General features: G+C 40.0%; 16 protein-coding genes and 2 pseudogenes. 12 read left to right on the plus strand and 6 right to left on the minus strand.

Going from position 1 to position 19,352, the window contains the following annotated elements; genetic code table 11:
- The first annotated feature begins 15 nt into the window (after window positions 1–15).
- The 7 genes and pseudogenes from AB4161_RS01990 (at window position 16) to AB4161_RS02020 (ending at window position 9,764) form a co-directional block, all read left to right on the plus strand.
- A pseudogene (locus tag AB4161_RS01990) lies at window positions 16–1,301 on the plus strand (hypothetical protein).
- Window positions 1,302–1,432: 131 nt separating this feature from the next.
- Window positions 1,433–1,783 (plus strand): DUF413 domain-containing protein, encoded by a 351-nt coding sequence (maoP, locus tag AB4161_RS01995; RefSeq protein ID WP_016794267.1) that lies wholly within the window; start codon window positions 1,433–1,435, stop codon window positions 1,781–1,783.
- Complete coding sequence (gshB, locus tag AB4161_RS02000; RefSeq protein ID WP_016794266.1) at window positions 1,783–2,823, plus strand: glutathione synthase; 1,041 nt, start codon at window positions 1,783–1,785, stop codon at window positions 2,821–2,823. The genes maoP and gshB overlap by 1 nt, the downstream gene beginning before the upstream one ends.
- Window positions 2,804–4,810 (plus strand): flavohemoglobin expression-modulating QEGLA motif protein, encoded by a 2,007-nt coding sequence (locus AB4161_RS02005; RefSeq protein ID WP_016794265.1) that lies wholly within the window; start codon window positions 2,804–2,806, stop codon window positions 4,808–4,810. Before gshB ends, AB4161_RS02005 begins: the two co-directional genes overlap by 20 nt.
- A gap of 195 nt (window positions 4,811–5,005) precedes the next feature.
- A pseudogene (locus AB4161_RS02010) lies at window positions 5,006–5,578 on the plus strand (transposase); the annotation flags it as partial.
- Window positions 5,579–5,689: 111 nt separating this feature from the next.
- Window positions 5,690–8,287: an Ig-like domain-containing protein gene (locus tag AB4161_RS02015; protein WP_016800261.1), complete on the plus strand. Its 2,598-nt coding sequence runs from the start codon at window positions 5,690–5,692 to the stop codon at window positions 8,285–8,287.
- A 553-nt stretch (window positions 8,288–8,840) separates the two neighbouring features.
- The gene (locus tag AB4161_RS02020; protein WP_198591243.1) at window positions 8,841–9,764 is read left to right on the plus strand and encodes a DUF2971 domain-containing protein; all 924 of its coding nucleotides are present in this window, start codon (window positions 8,841–8,843) and stop codon (window positions 9,762–9,764) included.
- Between the two features lie 285 nt (window positions 9,765–10,049).
- On the opposite strand, the gene AB4161_RS02025 is transcribed toward AB4161_RS02020, so the two are convergent.
- The 6 genes from AB4161_RS02025 to AB4161_RS02050 form a co-directional block, all read right to left on the minus strand.
- The gene (locus tag AB4161_RS02025) at window positions 10,050–10,490 is read right to left on the minus strand and encodes a YiiD C-terminal domain-containing protein (protein ID WP_102353903.1); all 441 of its coding nucleotides are present in this window, start codon (window positions 10,488–10,490) and stop codon (window positions 10,050–10,052) included.
- Between the two features lie 64 nt (window positions 10,491–10,554).
- Entirely contained in the window at window positions 10,555–11,199 is a 645-nt protein-coding gene (locus tag AB4161_RS02030) for a DsbA family oxidoreductase (RefSeq protein WP_102353904.1), read from the minus strand.
- A 122-nt stretch (window positions 11,200–11,321) separates the two neighbouring features.
- Window positions 11,322–11,633, minus strand: a complete 312-nt coding sequence (locus AB4161_RS02035) for an EthD family reductase (protein WP_102353902.1) — start codon at window positions 11,631–11,633, stop codon at window positions 11,322–11,324.
- A gap of 42 nt (window positions 11,634–11,675) precedes the next feature.
- Window positions 11,676–12,476, minus strand: coding sequence for an SDR family oxidoreductase (locus AB4161_RS02040; protein ID WP_102353901.1), 801 nt, complete (start codon window positions 12,474–12,476; stop codon window positions 11,676–11,678).
- A gap of 137 nt (window positions 12,477–12,613) precedes the next feature.
- Complete coding sequence (locus tag AB4161_RS02045) at window positions 12,614–13,435, minus strand: AraC family transcriptional regulator (protein WP_198591244.1); 822 nt, start codon at window positions 13,433–13,435, stop codon at window positions 12,614–12,616.
- 123 nt (window positions 13,436–13,558) lie between these two features.
- The gene (locus tag AB4161_RS02050) at window positions 13,559–14,059 is read right to left on the minus strand and encodes a hypothetical protein (protein ID WP_102353899.1); all 501 of its coding nucleotides are present in this window, start codon (window positions 14,057–14,059) and stop codon (window positions 13,559–13,561) included.
- 641 nt (window positions 14,060–14,700) lie between these two features.
- On the opposite strand from AB4161_RS02050, the gene AB4161_RS02055 reads away from it, so the two are divergent.
- The 5 genes from AB4161_RS02055 to AB4161_RS02075 all read left to right on the plus strand — a co-directional run bounded on the left by AB4161_RS02055 (window position 14,701) and on the right by AB4161_RS02075 (window position 19,279).
- Window positions 14,701–15,324, plus strand: a complete 624-nt coding sequence (locus AB4161_RS02055) for a hypothetical protein (protein ID WP_102353898.1) — start codon at window positions 14,701–14,703, stop codon at window positions 15,322–15,324.
- A 79-nt stretch (window positions 15,325–15,403) separates the two neighbouring features.
- Window positions 15,404–16,120, plus strand: a complete 717-nt coding sequence (locus AB4161_RS02060; protein WP_102353897.1) for a hypothetical protein — start codon at window positions 15,404–15,406, stop codon at window positions 16,118–16,120.
- A gap of 21 nt (window positions 16,121–16,141) precedes the next feature.
- Window positions 16,142–16,807: a hypothetical protein gene (locus AB4161_RS02065; RefSeq protein ID WP_133146319.1), complete on the plus strand. Its 666-nt coding sequence runs from the start codon at window positions 16,142–16,144 to the stop codon at window positions 16,805–16,807.
- 372 nt (window positions 16,808–17,179) lie between these two features.
- Window positions 17,180–18,229: a DUF2971 domain-containing protein gene (locus AB4161_RS02070; protein WP_102424545.1), complete on the plus strand. Its 1,050-nt coding sequence runs from the start codon at window positions 17,180–17,182 to the stop codon at window positions 18,227–18,229.
- A 42-nt stretch (window positions 18,230–18,271) separates the two neighbouring features.
- A complete protein-coding gene (locus AB4161_RS02075; protein ID WP_102360595.1) occupies window positions 18,272–19,279 on the plus strand; it encodes a PIN domain-containing protein in 1,008 nt (335 codons plus the stop codon).
- Window positions 19,280–19,352: the final 73 nt, after the last annotated feature.

Below are 19,352 nucleotides of genomic sequence, written 5' to 3' on the forward strand. Positions count from 1 at the left end.
TATTCTTTCACTTTACTGATTATGACTCTTTTCGAACAACATCATTTACCGTGCCTCTTAGAATCAAGACTCTCTAAACGTTATCAGACCATTGTTATGGAACATATGACTGTGAATTCGACTAATGCCCCTGGGGCTAAATCATTAGAGCACCATACGCAATCTTGGGCTTCGACCCAAGCCACATGGCGCTTTTACCACAATGACAATGTGACCTTCCCTATGCTGAGTAGTCCGATGCTCGGGCTGGCAAGAACTGGAGTAAAAGACACTCAAAGTCGCTATGTCTTGATGGCACATGACTGGTGTCGTATCAATTTGTCTAAACATCAGAGTAAGTTTGATAAGACCCAGATGTCTCATGCTATGGATGTGGGTTATGAGCTACAAACCTCTCTACTCGTTGATGCTGAGACGGGAGAGCCTATTGCTCCAGCAGGTCTGAACTTATTGACTGATAAAGGAATTTATCAATGTCGGTCTCAAGACATTCAACCAAAACAAAGCCATCTGGACTCGTTATTTGAAAGCATTCAGTGGCAAGAACAATTGCGCTTAGATAAGCCCTTAGTCCACGTTGTCGACAGGGAAGCAGATTCAGCAAAAGACTTAAGACGCTTTGGGTCTATAAATTGGCTAACACGAACAAAAAAACCTCCACCTTCCGTCATGAAGGGCAATTTAAAACGGCAGAGGTAATTGGTCGAAAGCTAAATCCAGATATCAAAGGCGTCGTTTCAATACGAGGGAGAGAGGGTTATCTTTTTGTCGGAGAGACGAAGGTTGAGTTACAGAGAAAGTCGGAAAAGTTGGCATCGCAAGCGCCTGAATGTCGCCTTGTTATGAGCTTAGTGACCGATGAAAAAGGCAATGAGTTGGCAAGGTGGTATTTATTGTCGAATGTTTTCGATGTTGATGCGACAGATATAGCGATGTGGTATTGCCACCGCTGGAATATTGAGTCTTGGTTCAAACTGTTGAAAACGAATGGTCATCAGCTTGAGAAGTGGCAACAGACAACGGGTGAATTGATACTCAAACGATTAATTGTAGCCAGTGTTGCGACCACGCTCGTTTTCAAGCTTTACTCAGATAAGTCAGAAGAAGCGAATGAATTTAAGAGTTTTTTAGTGAAATTAAGTGGGCGTTTGACGAAGCGTTCAAAGCCAGTAACACATTCAGCCTTACTTGCAGGTCTCTGGGTGTTCTTGCAAATGTGTGAGGTATTAAACTCTTACACTACAGAGGAAATCAACAGGATGAAAGAGTTGGCTAGTTCGTTTTTTGCTCAATTTGTGTAGATACCTATGCATATAACCGTCTGAGCAATAAAAAAAACAAATCTTTACGATAAAAATTTTTTGTTTTTCACGTCGCTCATCTACGCATATCTTTCGCCTATCCATAACACTCATTAATCGAGACGATTGCGATGTCTATTCAAGAAATTCGACAAGGAAAAACTCGTTTTTACGACAATAAACACTTTTCACGTGGTTTTTCTAAATCAGGCGACTTCACTTTGGTTGAAGACGAGATTTTAACCTTCTTTGGCAGCACTCTGTTAGCGCTTGAAAGCGGAGATTTAACACCAGAAAATCAGTCTGAATTGGACTTCTTAGAAGTGGTTCAAGGTAAAAAAGAGCCTTCAACAAAACTAGAAAAAACCTGGGCGAAATACGTAAAGCTCTCTCGGGGGAAAAAACGCTTTCACACATTAAACAGTAAGCCAACTGTCGCTGAGGATGATTACAACGCTTATTCCATCGGAGATGACGACTAATGAACATCTGCTTTTTGATGTACCCATGGGAGCGTGTTTGTCCGGAAACTGACACTACACTGCGTTTGGTTCACGAATGTGTATCTCGCGGTCATACCGTAGCGATTACAACGACAAGTGGGCTAACAATCCGTGACAGCACCGTATTTGGTTTTTGTAATGTGCTGAAAAAAGGTCAAAAGATATCAGATAAGATCCCTACATTTTATCGTCAAGCTGAATTTTCTAAAGCCCGCCTTCCTATGGCTGGCTTTGATGTCATCTTCATGAGATCAAATCCACCTTTGGATAACTTGGCACTGAACTTCTTAGACTCGATCAAAGATGACACTCTCATCATCAATGATCTGGAGGGTCTTCGCCTAGCAAACAATAAGCTCTATACCGCGAGTATGGGTGGTACTGCTAGTGAGTTTATTCCAGCAACACACGTCTCTAAAAATCGCGATTACCTACAGCGTGTTTTAGAAGAAAGTGACAGCGAAAAAATGATCTTAAAGCCATTGAATGGCTTTGGCGGCCACGGCGTGATCGTGATTGAAAAGAATGCACAGCAAAACTTCCGTTCTTTGCTCGATTTCTATATTGGAGAAGGTGAACAAAGTAACTATGTGATCCTACAAGATTATATTGAAGGGGCAGAAGAAGGCGACAAACGGATTCTCATGCTAAATGGTGAGCCAATTGGTGCGATGAAACGTGTACCTGCTACCGGAGAGTTCCGCTCAAATGTTCATGCCGGTGGCACCGTTGTTAAACACAGTATCACCAAAGAAGAAAAACGTTTATGTGCCGCGATTGGCCCTAAACTGGTTCGAGATGGTCTCTACTTCACGGGCTTGGACGTGATTGGCAACAAGTTGGTTGAGGTTAACGTATTAAGTCCTGGCGGTATCATGAGAATCAACAAGTTAAACCGTGTCAGACTACAACGTCAGGTTATTGATTTCGTTGAAAACATAGTGAACTCAAAAGATCTGCTTCAACAGAGAAAAAGTGCTTTCCGTATGGCTGTTGAGAATGCCCACATTGAACCATAAACAATATACCCTGTCTGAAATGCTCTCGCTAATCCAGCGAGGGCAACCTTTTGTCGGTGAACTTTTAGATGCTGGCTGCTTCATAAAAATCGATGAATATCTTCCTGTGGTTTGTACCGCCATTCATGCTGGCTCACGTCTGCGTGATGATTTAGTTCAGCGCTGTGTGCTTAATGAGTCTGAACGACTGTTTGAAGAAGACCCATTCACTGACAATATGATTTCATCCCAACCCATTACGATGGTTGGGCTCGATTCGCGATTTGAATATGATCTAAATCGAGCGATGACCCTAAGCACTTATTATAAGTCAGCATGGAATCGACTGGTCTGGAAGAAACCACTGAGCAACAAACTTCGAACAGAAAGCCATCGTAAACACTCGGTATTTTATACCCTATATGAAGCTATCATTACCAAGCTTGAGGCAATGCATGACAGCGTGGTGGTGTTTGATATCCACTCATATAACTACAAGCGCCAGCGCATTGATGCGCCAGTATTCAATATTGGCACCACTCAGATAGATATGGAGCGCTGGGGTGCAGTGGTGCATCGGTTTGCTTCTGAATTATCTAAGACTCCTTTGCCTAATATTTCAACAACGGCTGAGTTAGACTCTGTTTTTGAGGGCAGAGGCTACTTAATCTCTCATACCAATGCTCATTTTGACCGTACCCTTGTTCTACCAACTGAAGTCAAAAAAGTCTTTATGGAAGAAGAGAGCGGCACACCGTATCCATTGGTGCTCGAAGCATTACAGTCTGGTTTGAAAGCTGCGTTCAGCCAAACTAGTGCTTTTGTTCAACGCAAATACAACAAAAAGCGCTGTACAAGAAAAGCCGATATGTTGAGTTCTAGCATTGAGTCAAGCCTACTTAATGTTGACAGACAGCTTTATCAACTGGCTAGTAAAGTCGAAACTCTCAAATACGTAAACCCGACAAACTTGAATGCGGAGTTCAAGCGATTTGAGGCCAACCCTAGTCGCTATAAACCGAACTATCGCTATCGACAGCTACCAATCAATGTTAACGATTTTAAACAACAGTTGTACCGATTACCGATAGAGGATATATCCGATCCTGATATGCGCCATTTGTACAGTGACATGGTACAAAAGCTGAGTGATAAGATGGACTTACTCGCGTCTGTCGGTAGTGAGGCATTCCTATATAACGCACTGCGCTATCACGGACGGCCTAATGAGCAGGACTTAGATAATGCTAAGTTTCTACTCTACGCAAAACCGCTTGAAGAAAAGATTAATGAGACATTTACTTCGAAACAAACCATGGAGAAATTGTCCGAAGCTGCGCTGAAGTTTGGCATGAGATGCAAGGTAACGTGTTCAAATACTATCGCCGCGCGGGCGATGGTGACATCAAACCCTCCAACGCTGCATGTGAACAGTAAAGCGACCTTCACTGACCGAGAGGTCGCTCGCCTGATCCAGCATGAACTTGGCGTTCACATGGCAACAAATTACAACGCTCAAAATCAGCCCCTAAAGATTTTTCGGTTGGGTTTGCCTGGTTCTACATTGTCTCAAGAAGGCATCGCAATCTTAGCGGAGTACCAGTCTGGTGACTTGTCGCACGAGCGTATCAATATGCTGGCAAAACGCGTCTTAGCGGTTGATTCAATGCTGACTGAACAGGACTTTTACCAAACTTATAGTTATCTCAATGATGGGCTGAATCTCGATATAGAGAGCGCATTTTCATTGACGTCAAGAGTGTATCGCGGTGGTGGTTTTACAAAGGACCACCTTTACCTCAAGGGCTTCTTACAAGCGTTACAGACAGAGAAGCAGCGTTCTATCGACAGTATGTTTGTTGGAAAATGCAGCTTCCGTTATCATGATTTGTTGGATGAATTAATGAATCGTGGATGGCTAAAAAAACCGACGTTTATGCCGTGTAGAGAAGAGGCTGTTACTAGTAGCCCTATACTAGATTATTTAATAAATTCGCTTGTGGTGTAATTCCATAGCCATTTATTAAATCAGAAACACATCCTCAATAACCGCTAGATGGTACATTGAAAGTAAGTAAACTGGGCAAATATTTTTGCTTAGTTTACATAGTCTTGCGGGGTCATATAGCTTGATGTAGGGAATCCACTCCCTCCTTTGCCAATCTACACTTAGCAAAGTGAGACCCTAAACGAGGATTCCAATATGCTGACTAAGAATGTTATCGCTATCGACCTAGCAAAAAATGTGCTTCAAGCCTGCCATATCAGTGTTCATGGTGAGTTGCTTTCCAACAAACCGTTAAGCCGACAATAAATGAAGGAATTTCTTGCTAAGGCAAAACCTTCTATTGTCGCCATGGAAGGTTGCTGTGGTTGTCATTATTGGGGACAGTTAGCTGAAAGATTTGGGCATGAAGTACGGATCATCAATCCCAAAAAAGTAAAAGGATACCTTGAAGGTCATAAAACTGATCACAACGACACTCTGGCCATTGCTAATGCCGCGATACAAATAGGTATTAAATGCAGTCGCCCAAAATCGCTTGAACAACAATCTATGCAATCTTTAGAGAGTAGTTGTCGTTTCTTATCTCGCAGTGTTGTTTCTTTAGGGCAGCACATTCGAGGAACAATTTTAGGATACTGTGTTGCTAATCCAAAAGGTGAAAAAGGTTTGAAGGCTTCTGTTCAAACTGTTTTAGATGGAGAGACAGCAATACCCGCTAATGTAGTGTCTGTTTTATCTATGCTGTGGGAGCAGTACACATCTCCAAAAGTTATTACTTAGGGAGAGTTGTGACATTCTTATATATGAGCTAAGTTGTTGGTTGCAAGGAACTTAAAAAAATCTGGGCTTAGTTTTTTCATGGATATCAAGGATGGTAATATGACTCCAAAGTCAATAATTTTATTTGGACTACTTTTTAGCTCTTTGAGCGTACAATCTGCCACTTATACGGTAACAACAAGTAGTGATCAAGGCATGGGCTCACTTCGAGATTTCATCGAAAAGGCCAATGCTAATCCTGGTTTAGATACTATCGAAATACCGGCTTCATATAATGCACAAGCACCTATCTCGCCTAATTTGGGTGAAGTCCCTTCAGGTCAAACCGACAACCGAATGACAATTACTGATGATATTATCATTCGAGGATTAGGCGATGATTATGTCCACATTAATGACCATCAACGCTGGGTTTCTGATACTGGCTCATTTAATACTGGTTATCCGAATGATCCTAACAATCTGATTCTAAGATCATCTGGTCTTTTATTTGACATCAATCCTCGAAATACCGCAGGGCGCCCCATTGATGTCACCATTGAAAATGTGTGGGCAGAACACATGTCAGGTTTTATCTTTTCCGATAACGCTAATGTAACACTCAATAACGTTATCCTATATAAGATAGTGCCTAGGCAAGGAGAGGCATCCATCATGTCTACTCAAGATGGCATTGTTACAATAAAAGATTCATTTATATTCGAAAATCTTGGCCCAAGATCAGCACCTACCCTTATTTTTAATAGTAATGTTTTTATTGAAAACACGGCTTTTGAATCTAATGGACCATTGGATGAAAACACAGCGAGTCATGTTATTCAAGTTAGTCAAGATAGTTCAGGCAGCACAACGGCAGTCATCAAAGATAGTATATTTAAAGGCTTATTTAATTCTACTTTTAGATTTAATGAAGCTGATGCACAAATTATAAATACTTTATTTGATGGAAGGGATGCTAATAGAGGTTGGCCAATCTATGTCAATAAAGGAAAATTGACGCTAACCAATAGCACGCTGTATTACCCGACTATTACTAAAAATGTAGACCCTGCTACTTACAAAGCGACCCATATAGAGTTAATCAATAGTGCTCAACTTATAGCCAATAACAATCTACTCATTACAGTCGATGGTGTAAATAATGTTGGCTCTGCAATTTATCCAACAGATTGGGACGATACAACTATTTACCCATTAGCAGAGAACAATGATAACTTTATTTCGTCACCTGGTGTCGATGATACCCCTAACACTGGCCTGTCACTTGCAGGGTGCGTTACAACTAATTGTTTCGTTCCAAACACGCTTTCAATAGCCCTTGTTGATAAAGGCGACGACGATAAAGCGCTATATGACGATGGTAGCTCAATCACATCAGATTACCTCAAACAAACCCGCCCGCAGGGGTTGAGAATCGACATTGGCGCATTCGAAAAACATGAATCTCTTTATGCTCACCCAGATAGCTATGAGGTTGATCAAGATACTAAGTTGATTGTCTCTAGTCAAAATGGAGTGCTTAAAAATGATACCAATGAAAACTCAGCACCCGCTGCATTAGACCAAGATGCTTTGTATGGAAGTGTCACATTGAATGCTGACGGTAGTTTTGAGTATCAACCTGATGCTGATTATTATGGCAATGATGAATTTTATTATTCAATCAATACTAGCCAAGCAAAAGTATCAATAACAATTCTCTCCACAGGTTGGACTCTTATCCCTAACAATGCTGCGCCAGTTGCTAATAATGATAGCTACTCACTTTACGCAGACAGTATTGATACTATTGTTGCACCAGGTGTGTTGCTTAACGATACAGATGACGCGAATACACAAGCTCCTTTTTATGCCGATTTAACTGCGCGAATCTATAAACAACCAATGCATGGGTCGGTAACACTTAAGGAGACTGGTGAATTCATTTACACGCCTGACGCTGGTTTTATAGGCGATGATAGCTTTGAATATGATGTTACAGATATTGGAACAAGACATAGTTACCCTGCTACCGTTAATCTTCATATTCAAGCCGGTGTTCCTTATGGGGGGAAGGTTATCGCGGGAACCAGCAGTGGTGGTTCTATAGGGTTCTTAAGCACGCTGCTATTGACGATACTCGCACTGTTTAGACATCAAAAGTCACTTGCCGTTAAAGTGGTCGTCCCACTATTGTTAAGTGTTTCTCCTTTCGCTCATTCTGCAGAAGAGAATAACGGAATATATGTAACAGCTAATCCTGGGATTTCATGGTTAGAGCCAGATACTGACCACAACGCGTGGAGTCAGGAAAGTAACAGTCAGTTTTCTTTCGGAAGTAGCTTAGGGTACCAATTTGATAATAACGCGAGTATCCAGTTTACTTATCGTTGGCTAAATAGTGTCGATTTGAAAGCAGAACATACGCAATATAATGATATGACGGTCGATTACCAACATTACAGCTTTAACTTTGTTTATCGAGTTACGCAGCTTTGGGGCGATAAATTCGCCCCGTACTTCAGTTTGGGCTTAGGTTATCTTGATGCAAGTTCGAACCACGCGGAAGATTTCGAGGTGGAGGATAATGTTCACCCCAACATAGGCGTCGGCGTGAATGTATTGGACTTTGGTCAAATTAAGTCAGATCTACAATGGCATCATTTAGCAGGTGATGTTGATACCCTCGAACTCGTGTTTTCTTATTACTTCAAGTAATTCAACTAAGAACAGTGCTTTTAGCTGTTCTTAGCCAGAGCTATCAGTTAGCACCTCTTCATACATAATTTAAGGGTATTACGGTTGCTCCCTGCGATGATTTGGAATTGTTCATCAATTGGGAGCACCCAGTATCTGACCTTTCCAATCAATACAATGCAATGAGTTAAGGGACTTTTACACTTGCATTTATTCATGACTCGCTAACTTAGCAAAGGCATTAACAAGCTTCTGTCCAGAGGCTTCATAGACCTGAAGTTTTACTCGTGGCAATTTTCTCAAAAAGTGCCAGCTAACTCAGATCTGCCCCAAAACCATTCAGAGTAAATACTCATTCATCACCTGTTAGTGTGACTTTGCCTTATGAAAAGTTATCTGAAGGTGTGTAATGGTTTTCTGTTGCTCTAAATAGCTTCACTGCATTCTAATTCATGAATTTTTGATTCAAGTGACGGACTGATTGTAAATTGCAAGCATATAAAATATGGCGCATTATGTGTGTGGAAGGTAGCTCAGCGCCGCATAGGTAGGCTTACATGACTGGAGAGTACTAATGCTTGTAAAGTATTATGGTTTGGTTTTCGATAATAGAACCAATAGTTGGTCACCAAGAGTAGAATTTATATCAAACGGTTTATTTCGCATGACTCAGCCTAAATACCTTAATGATAAAGGAAGTGAGGCGAGATTATGGCCATATTTTAATGAGCTTTCACCAGCGGATTATGCATGGGCAAAAAAAGAACATGATAAAATACAAACCGATCCTTCCTATGTCCCATCAAATGAAGAATTAGAAAACTTCTTCCTAAAACCGTGTGGCTCTCGATATGGAGACCATTTCCCGCATATGCTAGATCAAGAAGGCTTCAACTCAATGGAAGATTATGATCGGGAGCAACTGACTAAAACGGCTGGAAGAGTTAACTCATTTTTAGTTGAGGCATTAAGCTGCCAGTTAGGGGGTTTATCCCTGTCAAAGTCTGACACAAATGAACTTATGTGGACACATTATGCTAGTGAAGGTAGGGGACTAGCTGTTACTTTCAATGAGAATCATGCATTTTTCAACCAACTTCCCCCGAAAGATGTTAGTTATACTCCAGATAAAAGAGCTTCTCTTACATATTATAAAGGTATGATGAGAATGAATGGTGCTCCGTTGAAAAACTTCCATGTTGCGGATTTAGGAAATCCATTAGGAGTTATGCAATCTCTTAGTAGCAATGGTATTGATGTAATTGAACTCTCGGAACGGCTGCTATATTCGAAAGCCAAACAGTGGTCTTCTGAAGATGAAACTCGAATTGTATGTCCTCTTATGTTATGCGAAGAGAAAGTAGGGCCATTAGTACAACCAGACTTTGCGTTCAATTACCTAATGGACTGTCCCCTATGCTTAAGAGCTACCCTGAAATCAACCTCAAACGAATGCCGTTTGATGCATTTGAATCTATCATTTTTGGTTACGGTATGAGCGAATTTGACAAATCTACTATCACGGAACTGGTTAGGAAAAATGAAAACTTGGCTCATCTAAAGTTGCGCGTAGCCAAACACAATATTTATGGCAACATTGAGATCAGTGATCTCGTTGTGTAGCACGATACTTTATTAGCAGAAATTTATCATATTTGAGGTGCTATGTTTTATATTTTTCTTGATCGAATACTTTCGTGGCATGGCGAGCTTCAAATGCCTCGATAATCTGTGACTGAATTTCTTTTGTTTTGTTTATAATTTTCATTTTGTCTTTACCTAATTACTCTTTATTAAAAACGACATATACACCCTCAAAAGTAGCAACCAACTCATCAGCACAAAATAGGTTGCAGGCTATTTGAACACGTCCTTTGCCTTTACGTTGAAACGCACGATGAAACCGAGACCACATTGTATGGTTGTCATATATACATACAACACGAACATCACCGTTGGCGGGTTTCAGGTATCGAATGTTATTTTCTTGAATTACTATTTGATGTTTCTCCCCCTCCAACTGGGCATGAACTAAAGACCAGCCAGCTAGAATACCGACAACAGATAAGCTGCCACCAAACACCGTATTCATGTGGTTGATGTTTATTTTCAATGGTGCGTTAAGCTCGATATTTTTGTCGCTACAAATATTCACACCGATACCGAGAGACTTTGAGACTGGAATATGAAGATGAAGGTAGGCTTCAAGTTCTCTATTTTTCATATAGACCGTTACCTTTTCAGAACGCCAAAATAGTGTAAAATTTCGATTGTGTGGGATGCAGTAATTACGCCTTAGCTAATTCAGTTAATACTTGCTTATACGTATCCACTGATTGGGCTCCAGATATAGCACTCTCACGATTGAATACAATCGTTGGAACTCCTGATATACCCGTATGTTTCCATTGTTGTTCCTGCGCTCGGACATGATTTCGCAGAATATCGTCATCAAGACATGCCATTGCGTCGTCAACATTGAGACCAACACTTTGCAGCTCTTGTTCGAGGATACTTTTGTTGGATATATCTTTTTGCTCGCTGTAAAACGAAGCAAATAATCTATTTTTAAGCTCGGTTTGCTTACCTACACTTTTTGCGTATTCTAGAAGAATATGAGCATCAAGCGTATTTACAGCTTTTAGTCCGTCAAAGTAGTCAAATTTAAATCCAACTTCTTCTCCAAGCTCTGCCATCTCTTTTCTGAAACGAATACTATCTTCCAGTGTGGTGCCGTACTTTCTTTTGAGGTGGGCACGTAAGTCTTCACCTTCAGGTGGCATATCTGGATTTAGCTGAAACGGTTGCCACTCAATCTCAATGTTATCTTCCATACCAAGCTCTTTTATGGCGGCATCTAAACGCTTATAACCGATAATGCACCAAGGACAAACCACATCTGAGACAATATCTAATTTGATCTTCTTGCTCATATTTATTCCCAATACTCCCATGACTTTCGCCTTTGATTTTTTTTACCAAAATAACTTTAAGCAGAACCCAAATTTATTGGCTATTCGTATCCTGCTTATTTTCACATTTGAAAACTGACGGTTTATATTTTTTGCTCGCAAAGCTGGATTGTCGGAGCGGTATTAGTAAAGTTTGGAACATCGGTTTTTATCTTTTCTGCATTTGGGCCAAAAGCAGTTTGAAATGACTCTAAAGATTCAAATGAAATGGTACTGATTGCCACATATGGCGCAGCTTCGCCGGGAACTACACTGGCAACCCCTGCATCGACAGTTGCCCCTTTTACGGCCTCTCCCAACAGCTCTCCGATCATAGGAACATGTTTGTTGCAGTAGTAATCAAAATCAAAAATAACATCATCTTTATTTGGGTACAGTACGTATGCTTTAATCATTGTTTTACCTTTTCTTTAAGTTAAGTTTTAAGTAGTTGAGTTTTACATTTTGTCCTTAGGCATTGCTTTGCCAATCATTGACTCACCCATCGTGGCCTGCTTTTGGTGAGGAATTATTCCAGAAAGAATAGCAGTCATTCGATTTCGTTTACCGGGAACCACAACCGCTTTTTTACCTAGACCTTTGATAGCAATTTCTGCTACTTCCGCAGGGTCCTTTGCAACCATCGGTAATTTGGTCCAATCAACACCATTGTCCGCAGTCATCGGAGTGCTAGTTAGCCCCGGAGAAAGAACGGTTACATCAATACCCTTGGGCTTAAGCTCGCCATGAAGAGATGCCCCCAGCTGAAGAACATAGGCTTTGGTACCTGCATAATTTGAAAAGTATGGGGAAACCATATGACCAGAAAGACTTGATATCATTAGAATGCCACCACTTTTTCTTTCGACCATCGCTGGTGTAAAGTGGTGAGTAAGTTGTAATACAGAGGTCACGTTAAGTTGTACCATCTGTAATTCTTTGTCTATCGATGACTTAGCAAATGCGCCATTCACTTCAATGCCTGCTGCAAGTACCAGTAAGCCTATCGCTTGCTTCACTTGCTTCACTTTTTCAACGCCTTCAGCGGTACCTAAATCTGCTGAAACGATCATTGTTTTAACTCCGTAGCGTTCCGCAAGCAAAGTAGCGTGCTCTTCAAGTTCTTTTTCTCGACGAGCAACCAAAACAACATTCAATCCTTTCGCCGCAATCTGGCTGGCCATTTCGGCACCGATGCCAGACGTTGCCCCTGTGATAAGTGCCCATTCACCATACTTTTCTTTGAAGCTTATACCCATAATTCGTTACCTTTCTCAGTTTTTCTGATGGGGTAACTATATGGAATATGGAGGAGACAGACTCTTCAAAAAAGTTCAAATATTGCTCAGATTAGCTCAAGCGAACCATTCTGAGTACGAAGAGTAAGTACGAGGTGTCAAGCTAAACGAAATTCGGAAGGAGATAGACCTGTTTGAGCTTTAAAGGTACGGTTAAAGGTAGAAATAGACTCGAAACCCGTTTCAAAAACAATGTCAGAGATACGTAAAGTATTATTTTTCAATAATACCTTAGCTTTGTTGATCTTTAATTTGGTAATGTATTTCATTGGTGTTTCTGAATACACCTCTTTAAACTTTCGTTTAAAGGTTGAAATACTCATATGACACAATGCCGCCAACTCATTCACACTCAGATCCGCATACAGATTACTTTGGATAATATCTTCAAATTTGGCAAAATTAGGTTTAAACATGGAAGCAAGAAAATCGAGTTCAGACGGGGCATTGGTTCTTTTCGCCATAAGAATGACAAATTCGCGTAGCTTACTCTCGATAAGTAAATCATCCGCCAACTCTGGAGAGTCTAGCAATATGCTAATGCTGTCGCGATAGTGCTCAAGCAATCTATCCACTTCAACCTGCATAATATTATAATCAACCCTGTAGTTTGACTGGCTAATATCAAAGTTAAACAGTGACTGAAATATTTCAGGGTAAAGCAAGATGCCAATCGCTTCACCTACACCTTCATCATTATGGTAGCTGGTATTTTCATAAAAGTAGTTGGTGCATTTTGCCAGAACTCCACAGTTTTTGTTCAATGAAGCGGACTCTGTCTGCTCCCTGACGTTAAAATTACCATTCGTAACAAACGCAAAACAGGCTTCACTGTCTACAAACACACGCGGCATACGCTTGAAACTGGGGATATCTTGTTTTTGAAAAACAACAAGTCCATTATATTTGATTGTTTTCATTTTTAAGGCACCGTTCATAACACTACGATTAGGATAAAGCAGATTAAAGATATCTACTCACTCGGCTTACTGACTAATAGATTCATCTTGTAACTAAAGTAATGATGGGTATTTTTAATGTTGTTATTTTTCCTGCTGAGCAAGAACTTCTGAAGCAATCGCAACTACGCAAAAAATACCACTAAACACACCAACCAAGGTCTCAAGTGTCCACATTTTTGAAAAACCATTAGAGAAGTCTTCAGGGTACTGCACTGCAATATGATCAAGTGTTGGGTACAGTGCGGCACTCATAATCATCAGACATATAAAATTCCACGCAAACAGAAATCCTCTTGCTTTATTATTACCAAAAATGAGCACGGTAAGTAGCGCTCCGGTTAAAAAAAACTTCGCCATACCAATCCATTTTCCAACAATTATTGGTAAACGTTGTAGTGAACCGTCTCCCATCATAGCTGCATCATAACCGGAAAATTTTCCTAATGCAGGGTGAGCTAAAAACATTGTAGAAGTCTGTGTCATCCACATAAGGCTGTCTACAATTTCATAAACGGTAAATATCGCGAGCCATACGAAGGTTGCACGGGCTAAATTTTTTGAATTGATTGATATTGTTTTCATTACGATTTCCATCATTGATTAGATGGACGAGATAATAGTAATAAGTTGTGCATTGGCACTTGTCAAATAAGGTCAAAAACTGGGCAGATTAGTCCAATGTTTCTTGAGTTTGTCATTGATTGTAGGTTATTGAAAATAACGCATTGAGTTTATCTTGATTGACAATACTTTGCATAAAGTGAATCTGACACCGAGGACCAGAGATGGAAGCTATTGTCCAATCTATTGTCCGGTTTCGTTTACGAGCGGCATTACCTGAAGTGGTGCCTTTCTGCTGTTTGGGAGATGAAAAACTTTATGATGGGTAGATTTTGCCATACAAGCCAAACTCACTTTTGTCCAGAGGCTTCATAGACCTGAAGTTTTACTCATGGCACTTTTCTAAAAAGTGCCAGCTAGCTCAGATCTGCCTCTTATTTGGTTAGTGCTTTTTCTCAGTCACATCCTGTTAATGCGCCTTTGCCTTACCAAAAGTTATCCGAATTAAACACATCTAGAAATTATGCATCTCTGAACAGTTAATTCTCTAACAATGTCACTAACCTATTGATTATACATTGAAGAGATAAATGAATGACGGCATTATGTGAGAATTACAAGCGGCTATTAGCCGCCTAATAGCATTATGTGATGAGGGAAACATGTCGTATAAATTTGAAGATTGGCGCAATCGTTATTCAGAGCGTTCGGATTTATCCACGGGATTAGTTCATTTAACAAGAGCTACAGACAATGCAGCTGTTGCTGAACTAATGTTCAATATATTGACTGAACAAACCCTAAAAGGTAGCACTACAGAGCAAGGCTTTATTGTTGGTAAAGATACGGCTGTGTGCTTCCAAGATGCTCCTTTAAGCTCTGTTTGTCAAAACACTTGGTTTGAGCAAAAGCTTAGGGCTAGTGGTCACACATCAAAAACAAGGTACCATCCTTGTGGTTTCATGTTTCCTAAACAAAAAATATATAAAAGCGGCGGTCGTCCAGTAATCTACGATAAAACAGCAGACGCTAAGAAGTATTTACCAGAGTCTGAGTGGTGGCGTATTGTTAACTTTGATCTATCAAATCCAGATTTCATCATTGATTGGACACATGAGCGAGAGTGGAGAGTGAAAGGTGACTTTGAGTTTGCTATTGAGGACGTAACACTTCTTTTCACTAAAAGTACCACCTACAAAGCGTTTATCGAACTGTGTGATAAGAACGACAGACCGTTTTACAAGGAAGTTTCGGGTATTATAAATATGCAAAATATCTTATTCTAAAAATTACCACATTACAGGTAGTTAGGCGTAATTTTTGACGCTTGATATTTTCAGTCTTTACCACAAAAGGAGTCTGTCAATGATATTGGATTGCTCATCGTACGAGTCAGCAAAGAAGTCACTGTGTGAGATATTTCATGTGACAGAGGAAGCCCTTTTAGCAGCCTTAGATAGTGTTGAAAATGACAGAAAAATTGACTACTACACGTTAGAGAAAAATGTTGATTCTTATATTCGCCAGCAATTCGGAGAACCTGATGATGACATGGAAGTTCTCTGGTTTCACGGAACTCGTGTCGAGGATGAATCATTATTTTATAGCCATGGGATACTGACTAAGAGCAAAGTTAGAGATACGCTATACTCTCGATTAATATCATTATCCTCGGGGTTGGAAAAAAAAGGAAAAAACCCTTTTTGTGAATCTATTGCTGGAAAAGGGTTTGTCAATGATGAGGGACCATTTGCTTTCCTAATCAGATGTGTGGCAATTGAGGCTCCGGGATCCAATCATAGCTATACTCACACACCTGAAATGGTTGAGGATATTGCTGGTAGCCTATTGGGTGAAAACTATGAGCAGCTGGTTCAACGCTTTCGAGACATTACAAATCCCTTTATCGTATCATTCACAGCTAAGCCAAAAGGTGGTGAAGTTTCGAGGGCATTGTTTTTCTTAAAGCTTATCGAAGATGGTGAATCCGAACTTGAGTCCGGTTCTTCAGCGAATACCTTTTTTAATTCCTACGGAACACCTATAAATGTAGAGCGAATTAGGAACATAGAGCCGCTGTGAAATCGCTTTATGTTTTTTATTATGAATAAATTCAGAGATTTAATTGTCAATTCGGTATCCCATCTAGATGCAATCTATCATCTTTCCCAAGTGGATGTAGATGCCTTAAAGGTTCAAGGTGCATATAACAATGTGCGTGAATCTTTGACCTACTATTGCCCAGAGTCTACTTTTTCTGAGTTAATGGTTCATCAGTTAGCTATGGTTCACAGCCACAAATTCTTAGAACTTCAAGGCAAATGTTATCCTTATATCTACACTGAGCTGCTAGAGCGCATGAGAAGAGTTGAGGAAAATAAACCTAGCTATAAACCTTTTAAAGGTGAGGGTTCCCCTTTGGTCGGCTGGAATTTATACCACGTTCACCATAGCTTGAACTTCGAAGTAATCTTTAACTTCAAGCGCTATCTCGAAGACGAGTATCCGAACGATAAATCGATCTATCAGGCAATACAAAATCTAGAAGAAAGTTCCCCAGAGAGGAATGACCATATTGCTATGTTTGTACATTCAGAATTATTGAAGTCTTTCGAATGGGGTGAACGTAACAAAACTGGAGAATGGATGGTTTACCAATTGATAGAGGGTAAGGTCCACTTTTTAGCACTGTCCTTGCATGAAGTTAGCGATGAAGACTTATTTGAAAGAATCCGCCCTTACCTAAAATCACACATAATTAGTGTCTAAGGCTTCAGTTCAGGATACTTTTTCTAATCTTCATTTAATGGTTTAGTGCGTTTGATCTAAACCATTTCTGTCCAAAATCTTCATAATCTGAATTCTTACTCACGGTACTTTCTATCACGAAAATGCCCCAAAAACATTCAGAGTAAATACTCATTCATCACCTGTTAGTGTGACTTTGCCTTATAAAAAGTTATCTGAAGGTGTGTAATGGGTTTCTGTTGCACTAAATGGTTTTACTGCATTCTAATTCATGAATTTTTGATTCAAGTGACGGACTGATTGTAAATTGCAAGCATATAAAAGATGGCGCATTATGTGTGTGGAAGGTAGCTCAGCGCCGCATAGGTGGGCTTACATGACTGGAGAGTACTAATGCTTGTAAAGTATTATGGTTTGGTTTTCGACAATAGAACCAATAGTTGGTCACCAAGAGTAGAATTTATATCAAACGGTTTATTTCGCATGACTCAGCCTAAATACCTTAATGATAAAGGAAGTGAGGCGAGACTATGGCCATATTTTAATGAGTTTTCACCAGCGGATTATGCATGGGCAAAAAAAGAACATGATAAAATGCAAACAGATCCTTCCTATGTCCCATCAAATGAAGAATTAGAAAACTTCTTCCTAAAACCGTGTGGCTCTCGATATGGAGACCATTTCCCGCATATGCTAGATCAAGAAGGCTTCAACTCAATGGAAGATTATGATCGGGAGCAACTGGCTCAAACGGCTGGAAGAGTTAACTCATTTTTAGTTGAGGCATTAAGCTGCCAGTTAGGGATTTTATCCCTGTCAAAATCTGACACAAATGAACTTATGTGGACACATTATGCTAGTGAAGGTAAGGGACTAGCTGTTACTTTCAATGAGGATCATGCGTTTTTCAACCAACTCCCCCCGAAAGATGTTAGTTATACTCCAGATAAAAGAGCTTCTCTTACATATTATAAAGGTATGATGAGAATGAATGGTGCTCCGTTGAAAAACTTCCATGTTGCAGATTTAGGTAATCCATTAGGAGTTCTGCAATCTCTTAGTAGCAATGGTATTAATGTAATTGAGTTCTCGGAACGACTGCTATATTCGAAAGCTAAACAATGGTCTTCTGAAGATGAAACTCGAATTGTATGCCCTCTTATGTTTTGCGAAGAGAAAGTAGGGCTATTAGTACAACCAGACTTTGGCGCTGAATTACCTAATGAACTCTCCCCTATTCTTAAGAGCTACCCTGAAATCAACCTCAAACGAATACCGTTTGATGCATTTGAATCTATCATTTTTGGTTACGGTATGAGCGAATTTGACAAATCTACTATTACGGAACTGGTTAGGAAAAATGAAAACTTGTCTCATCTAAAGTTGCGCGTAGCCAAACACAATATTTATGGCAACATTGAGATCAGTGATCTCGTTGTGTAGCACGATACTTTATTAGCAGAAATTAATCATATTAGAGGTGCTATGTTTTATATTTTTCTTGATACCTGTGTTCTTTTAGACATTTCGACAAAAAAGCATGACCTTCCTTTGGTTTCTGCACTGGAAGAGTTGGTTACATCGGGTGTGATTACACTTGTGGTTACCGACCTAGTTGTCGAAGAGTACGAGAGGAACAAGGAAGATGTAGCAAACAAAACTGCCAAAAGGCTGTCCCAAGAATTTAAACAAGTCAAAGCAGTAGTAAGTGAGTTTGCAGACGATAAACAAGCGGAAACAATAGATGTATTAAATGACATCAATGCGCGTTTGCCACTGTTAACTGATGCCAATCATGTGACCATTCACAGGGTTGAAAAGCTCATCGAATCAGCAAAAAAAATCAGTATTAGTGAACGATCTAAAGTAGCCACAGTTCAGCGTGGCTTAGATAAAAGAGCACCATTTCACATTAGTAAAAACTCTGTAGCAGATGCGGTCATCATCGAACAATTTTATGAGTTCTCGCAGGGTGTAGATAGTGAGTCAGCTTGCTGTTTTTTCATAACCCACAATCACAATGACTTTTCTGCAAAGGATCACCGCCAACCACATTCTGATTTTGGTAATATTTTTAATGATACGAATGTTCTCTATTTTAATAATCTAGCATCAGCAATTAATCAAATTGACGAGGATTTTTTAGATGGTATTGAATTTGAGTATGACTACACAGAGGAAACCAGAGGTCTAAGAGAAATCCTCGATGCGATGGACGAGCTAGTCGATAAAGTTTGGTATAACAGGCACCAGAATCGCATGTGGGGCATTGAAAATGGCGAAATCGAAGTTGTTTCTGAGGGTACTGAACGATATGGCAATAATGTCATTCACGAGGATATCCTTAAAGGTGCTATGAAGTCTGCAAAACGTGTTGAAGACTCCTATGACAATGTAGGGCCTTGGAGCGACTTTGAGTGGGGCATGATTAATGGAAAATTGTCAGCATTACGTTGGGTGTTAGGTGATGAATGGGATATGTTAGACACCTAAGATGTACTAACTCAACACCTAAGGTTTCAACATATATTTTCTCACCAAAGGGATCGTGTTAGAGCTTTATATC

Origin of the sequence: Vibrio sp. 10N.286.51.E5 (genome assembly GCF_041469125.1) — a bacterium.
GTDB lineage: Bacteria > Pseudomonadota > Gammaproteobacteria > Enterobacterales > Vibrionaceae > Vibrio > Vibrio crassostreae_C.

What these genes read in the sequence shown, in the direction of transcription:
- maoP (WP_016794267.1), top strand. Translation starts at nt 1,433, where the DNA reads ATGTCTATTCAAGAAATTCGACAAGGAAAAACTCGTTTTTACGACAAT.
- gshB (WP_016794266.1), top strand. Translation starts at nt 1,783, where the DNA reads ATGAACATCTGCTTTTTGATGTACCCATGGGAGCGTGTTTGTCCGGAA.
- AB4161_RS02005 (WP_016794265.1), top strand. Translation starts at nt 2,804, where the DNA reads ATGCCCACATTGAACCATAAACAATATACCCTGTCTGAAATGCTCTCG.
- AB4161_RS02015 (WP_016800261.1), top strand. Translation starts at nt 5,690, where the DNA reads ATGACTCCAAAGTCAATAATTTTATTTGGACTACTTTTTAGCTCTTTG.
- AB4161_RS02020 (WP_198591243.1), top strand. Translation starts at nt 8,841, where the DNA reads ATGCTTGTAAAGTATTATGGTTTGGTTTTCGATAATAGAACCAATAGT.
- AB4161_RS02025 (WP_102353903.1), bottom strand. Translation starts at nt 10,490, where the DNA reads ATGAAAAATAGAGAACTTGAAGCCTACCTTCATCTTCATATTCCAGTC.
- AB4161_RS02030 (WP_102353904.1), bottom strand. Translation starts at nt 11,199, where the DNA reads ATGAGCAAGAAGATCAAATTAGATATTGTCTCAGATGTGGTTTGTCCT.
- AB4161_RS02035 (WP_102353902.1), bottom strand. Translation starts at nt 11,633, where the DNA reads ATGATTAAAGCATACGTACTGTACCCAAATAAAGATGATGTTATTTTT.
- AB4161_RS02040 (WP_102353901.1), bottom strand. Translation starts at nt 12,476, where the DNA reads ATGGGTATAAGCTTCAAAGAAAAGTATGGTGAATGGGCACTTATCACA.
- AB4161_RS02045 (WP_198591244.1), bottom strand. Translation starts at nt 13,435, where the DNA reads ATGAAAACAATCAAATATAATGGACTTGTTGTTTTTCAAAAACAAGAT.
- AB4161_RS02050 (WP_102353899.1), bottom strand. Translation starts at nt 14,059, where the DNA reads ATGAAAACAATATCAATCAATTCAAAAAATTTAGCCCGTGCAACCTTC.
- AB4161_RS02055 (WP_102353898.1), top strand. Translation starts at nt 14,701, where the DNA reads ATGTCGTATAAATTTGAAGATTGGCGCAATCGTTATTCAGAGCGTTCG.
- AB4161_RS02060 (WP_102353897.1), top strand. Translation starts at nt 15,404, where the DNA reads ATGATATTGGATTGCTCATCGTACGAGTCAGCAAAGAAGTCACTGTGT.
- AB4161_RS02065 (WP_133146319.1), top strand. Translation starts at nt 16,142, where the DNA reads ATGAATAAATTCAGAGATTTAATTGTCAATTCGGTATCCCATCTAGAT.
- AB4161_RS02070 (WP_102424545.1), top strand. Translation starts at nt 17,180, where the DNA reads ATGCTTGTAAAGTATTATGGTTTGGTTTTCGACAATAGAACCAATAGT.
- AB4161_RS02075 (WP_102360595.1), top strand. Translation starts at nt 18,272, where the DNA reads ATGTTTTATATTTTTCTTGATACCTGTGTTCTTTTAGACATTTCGACA.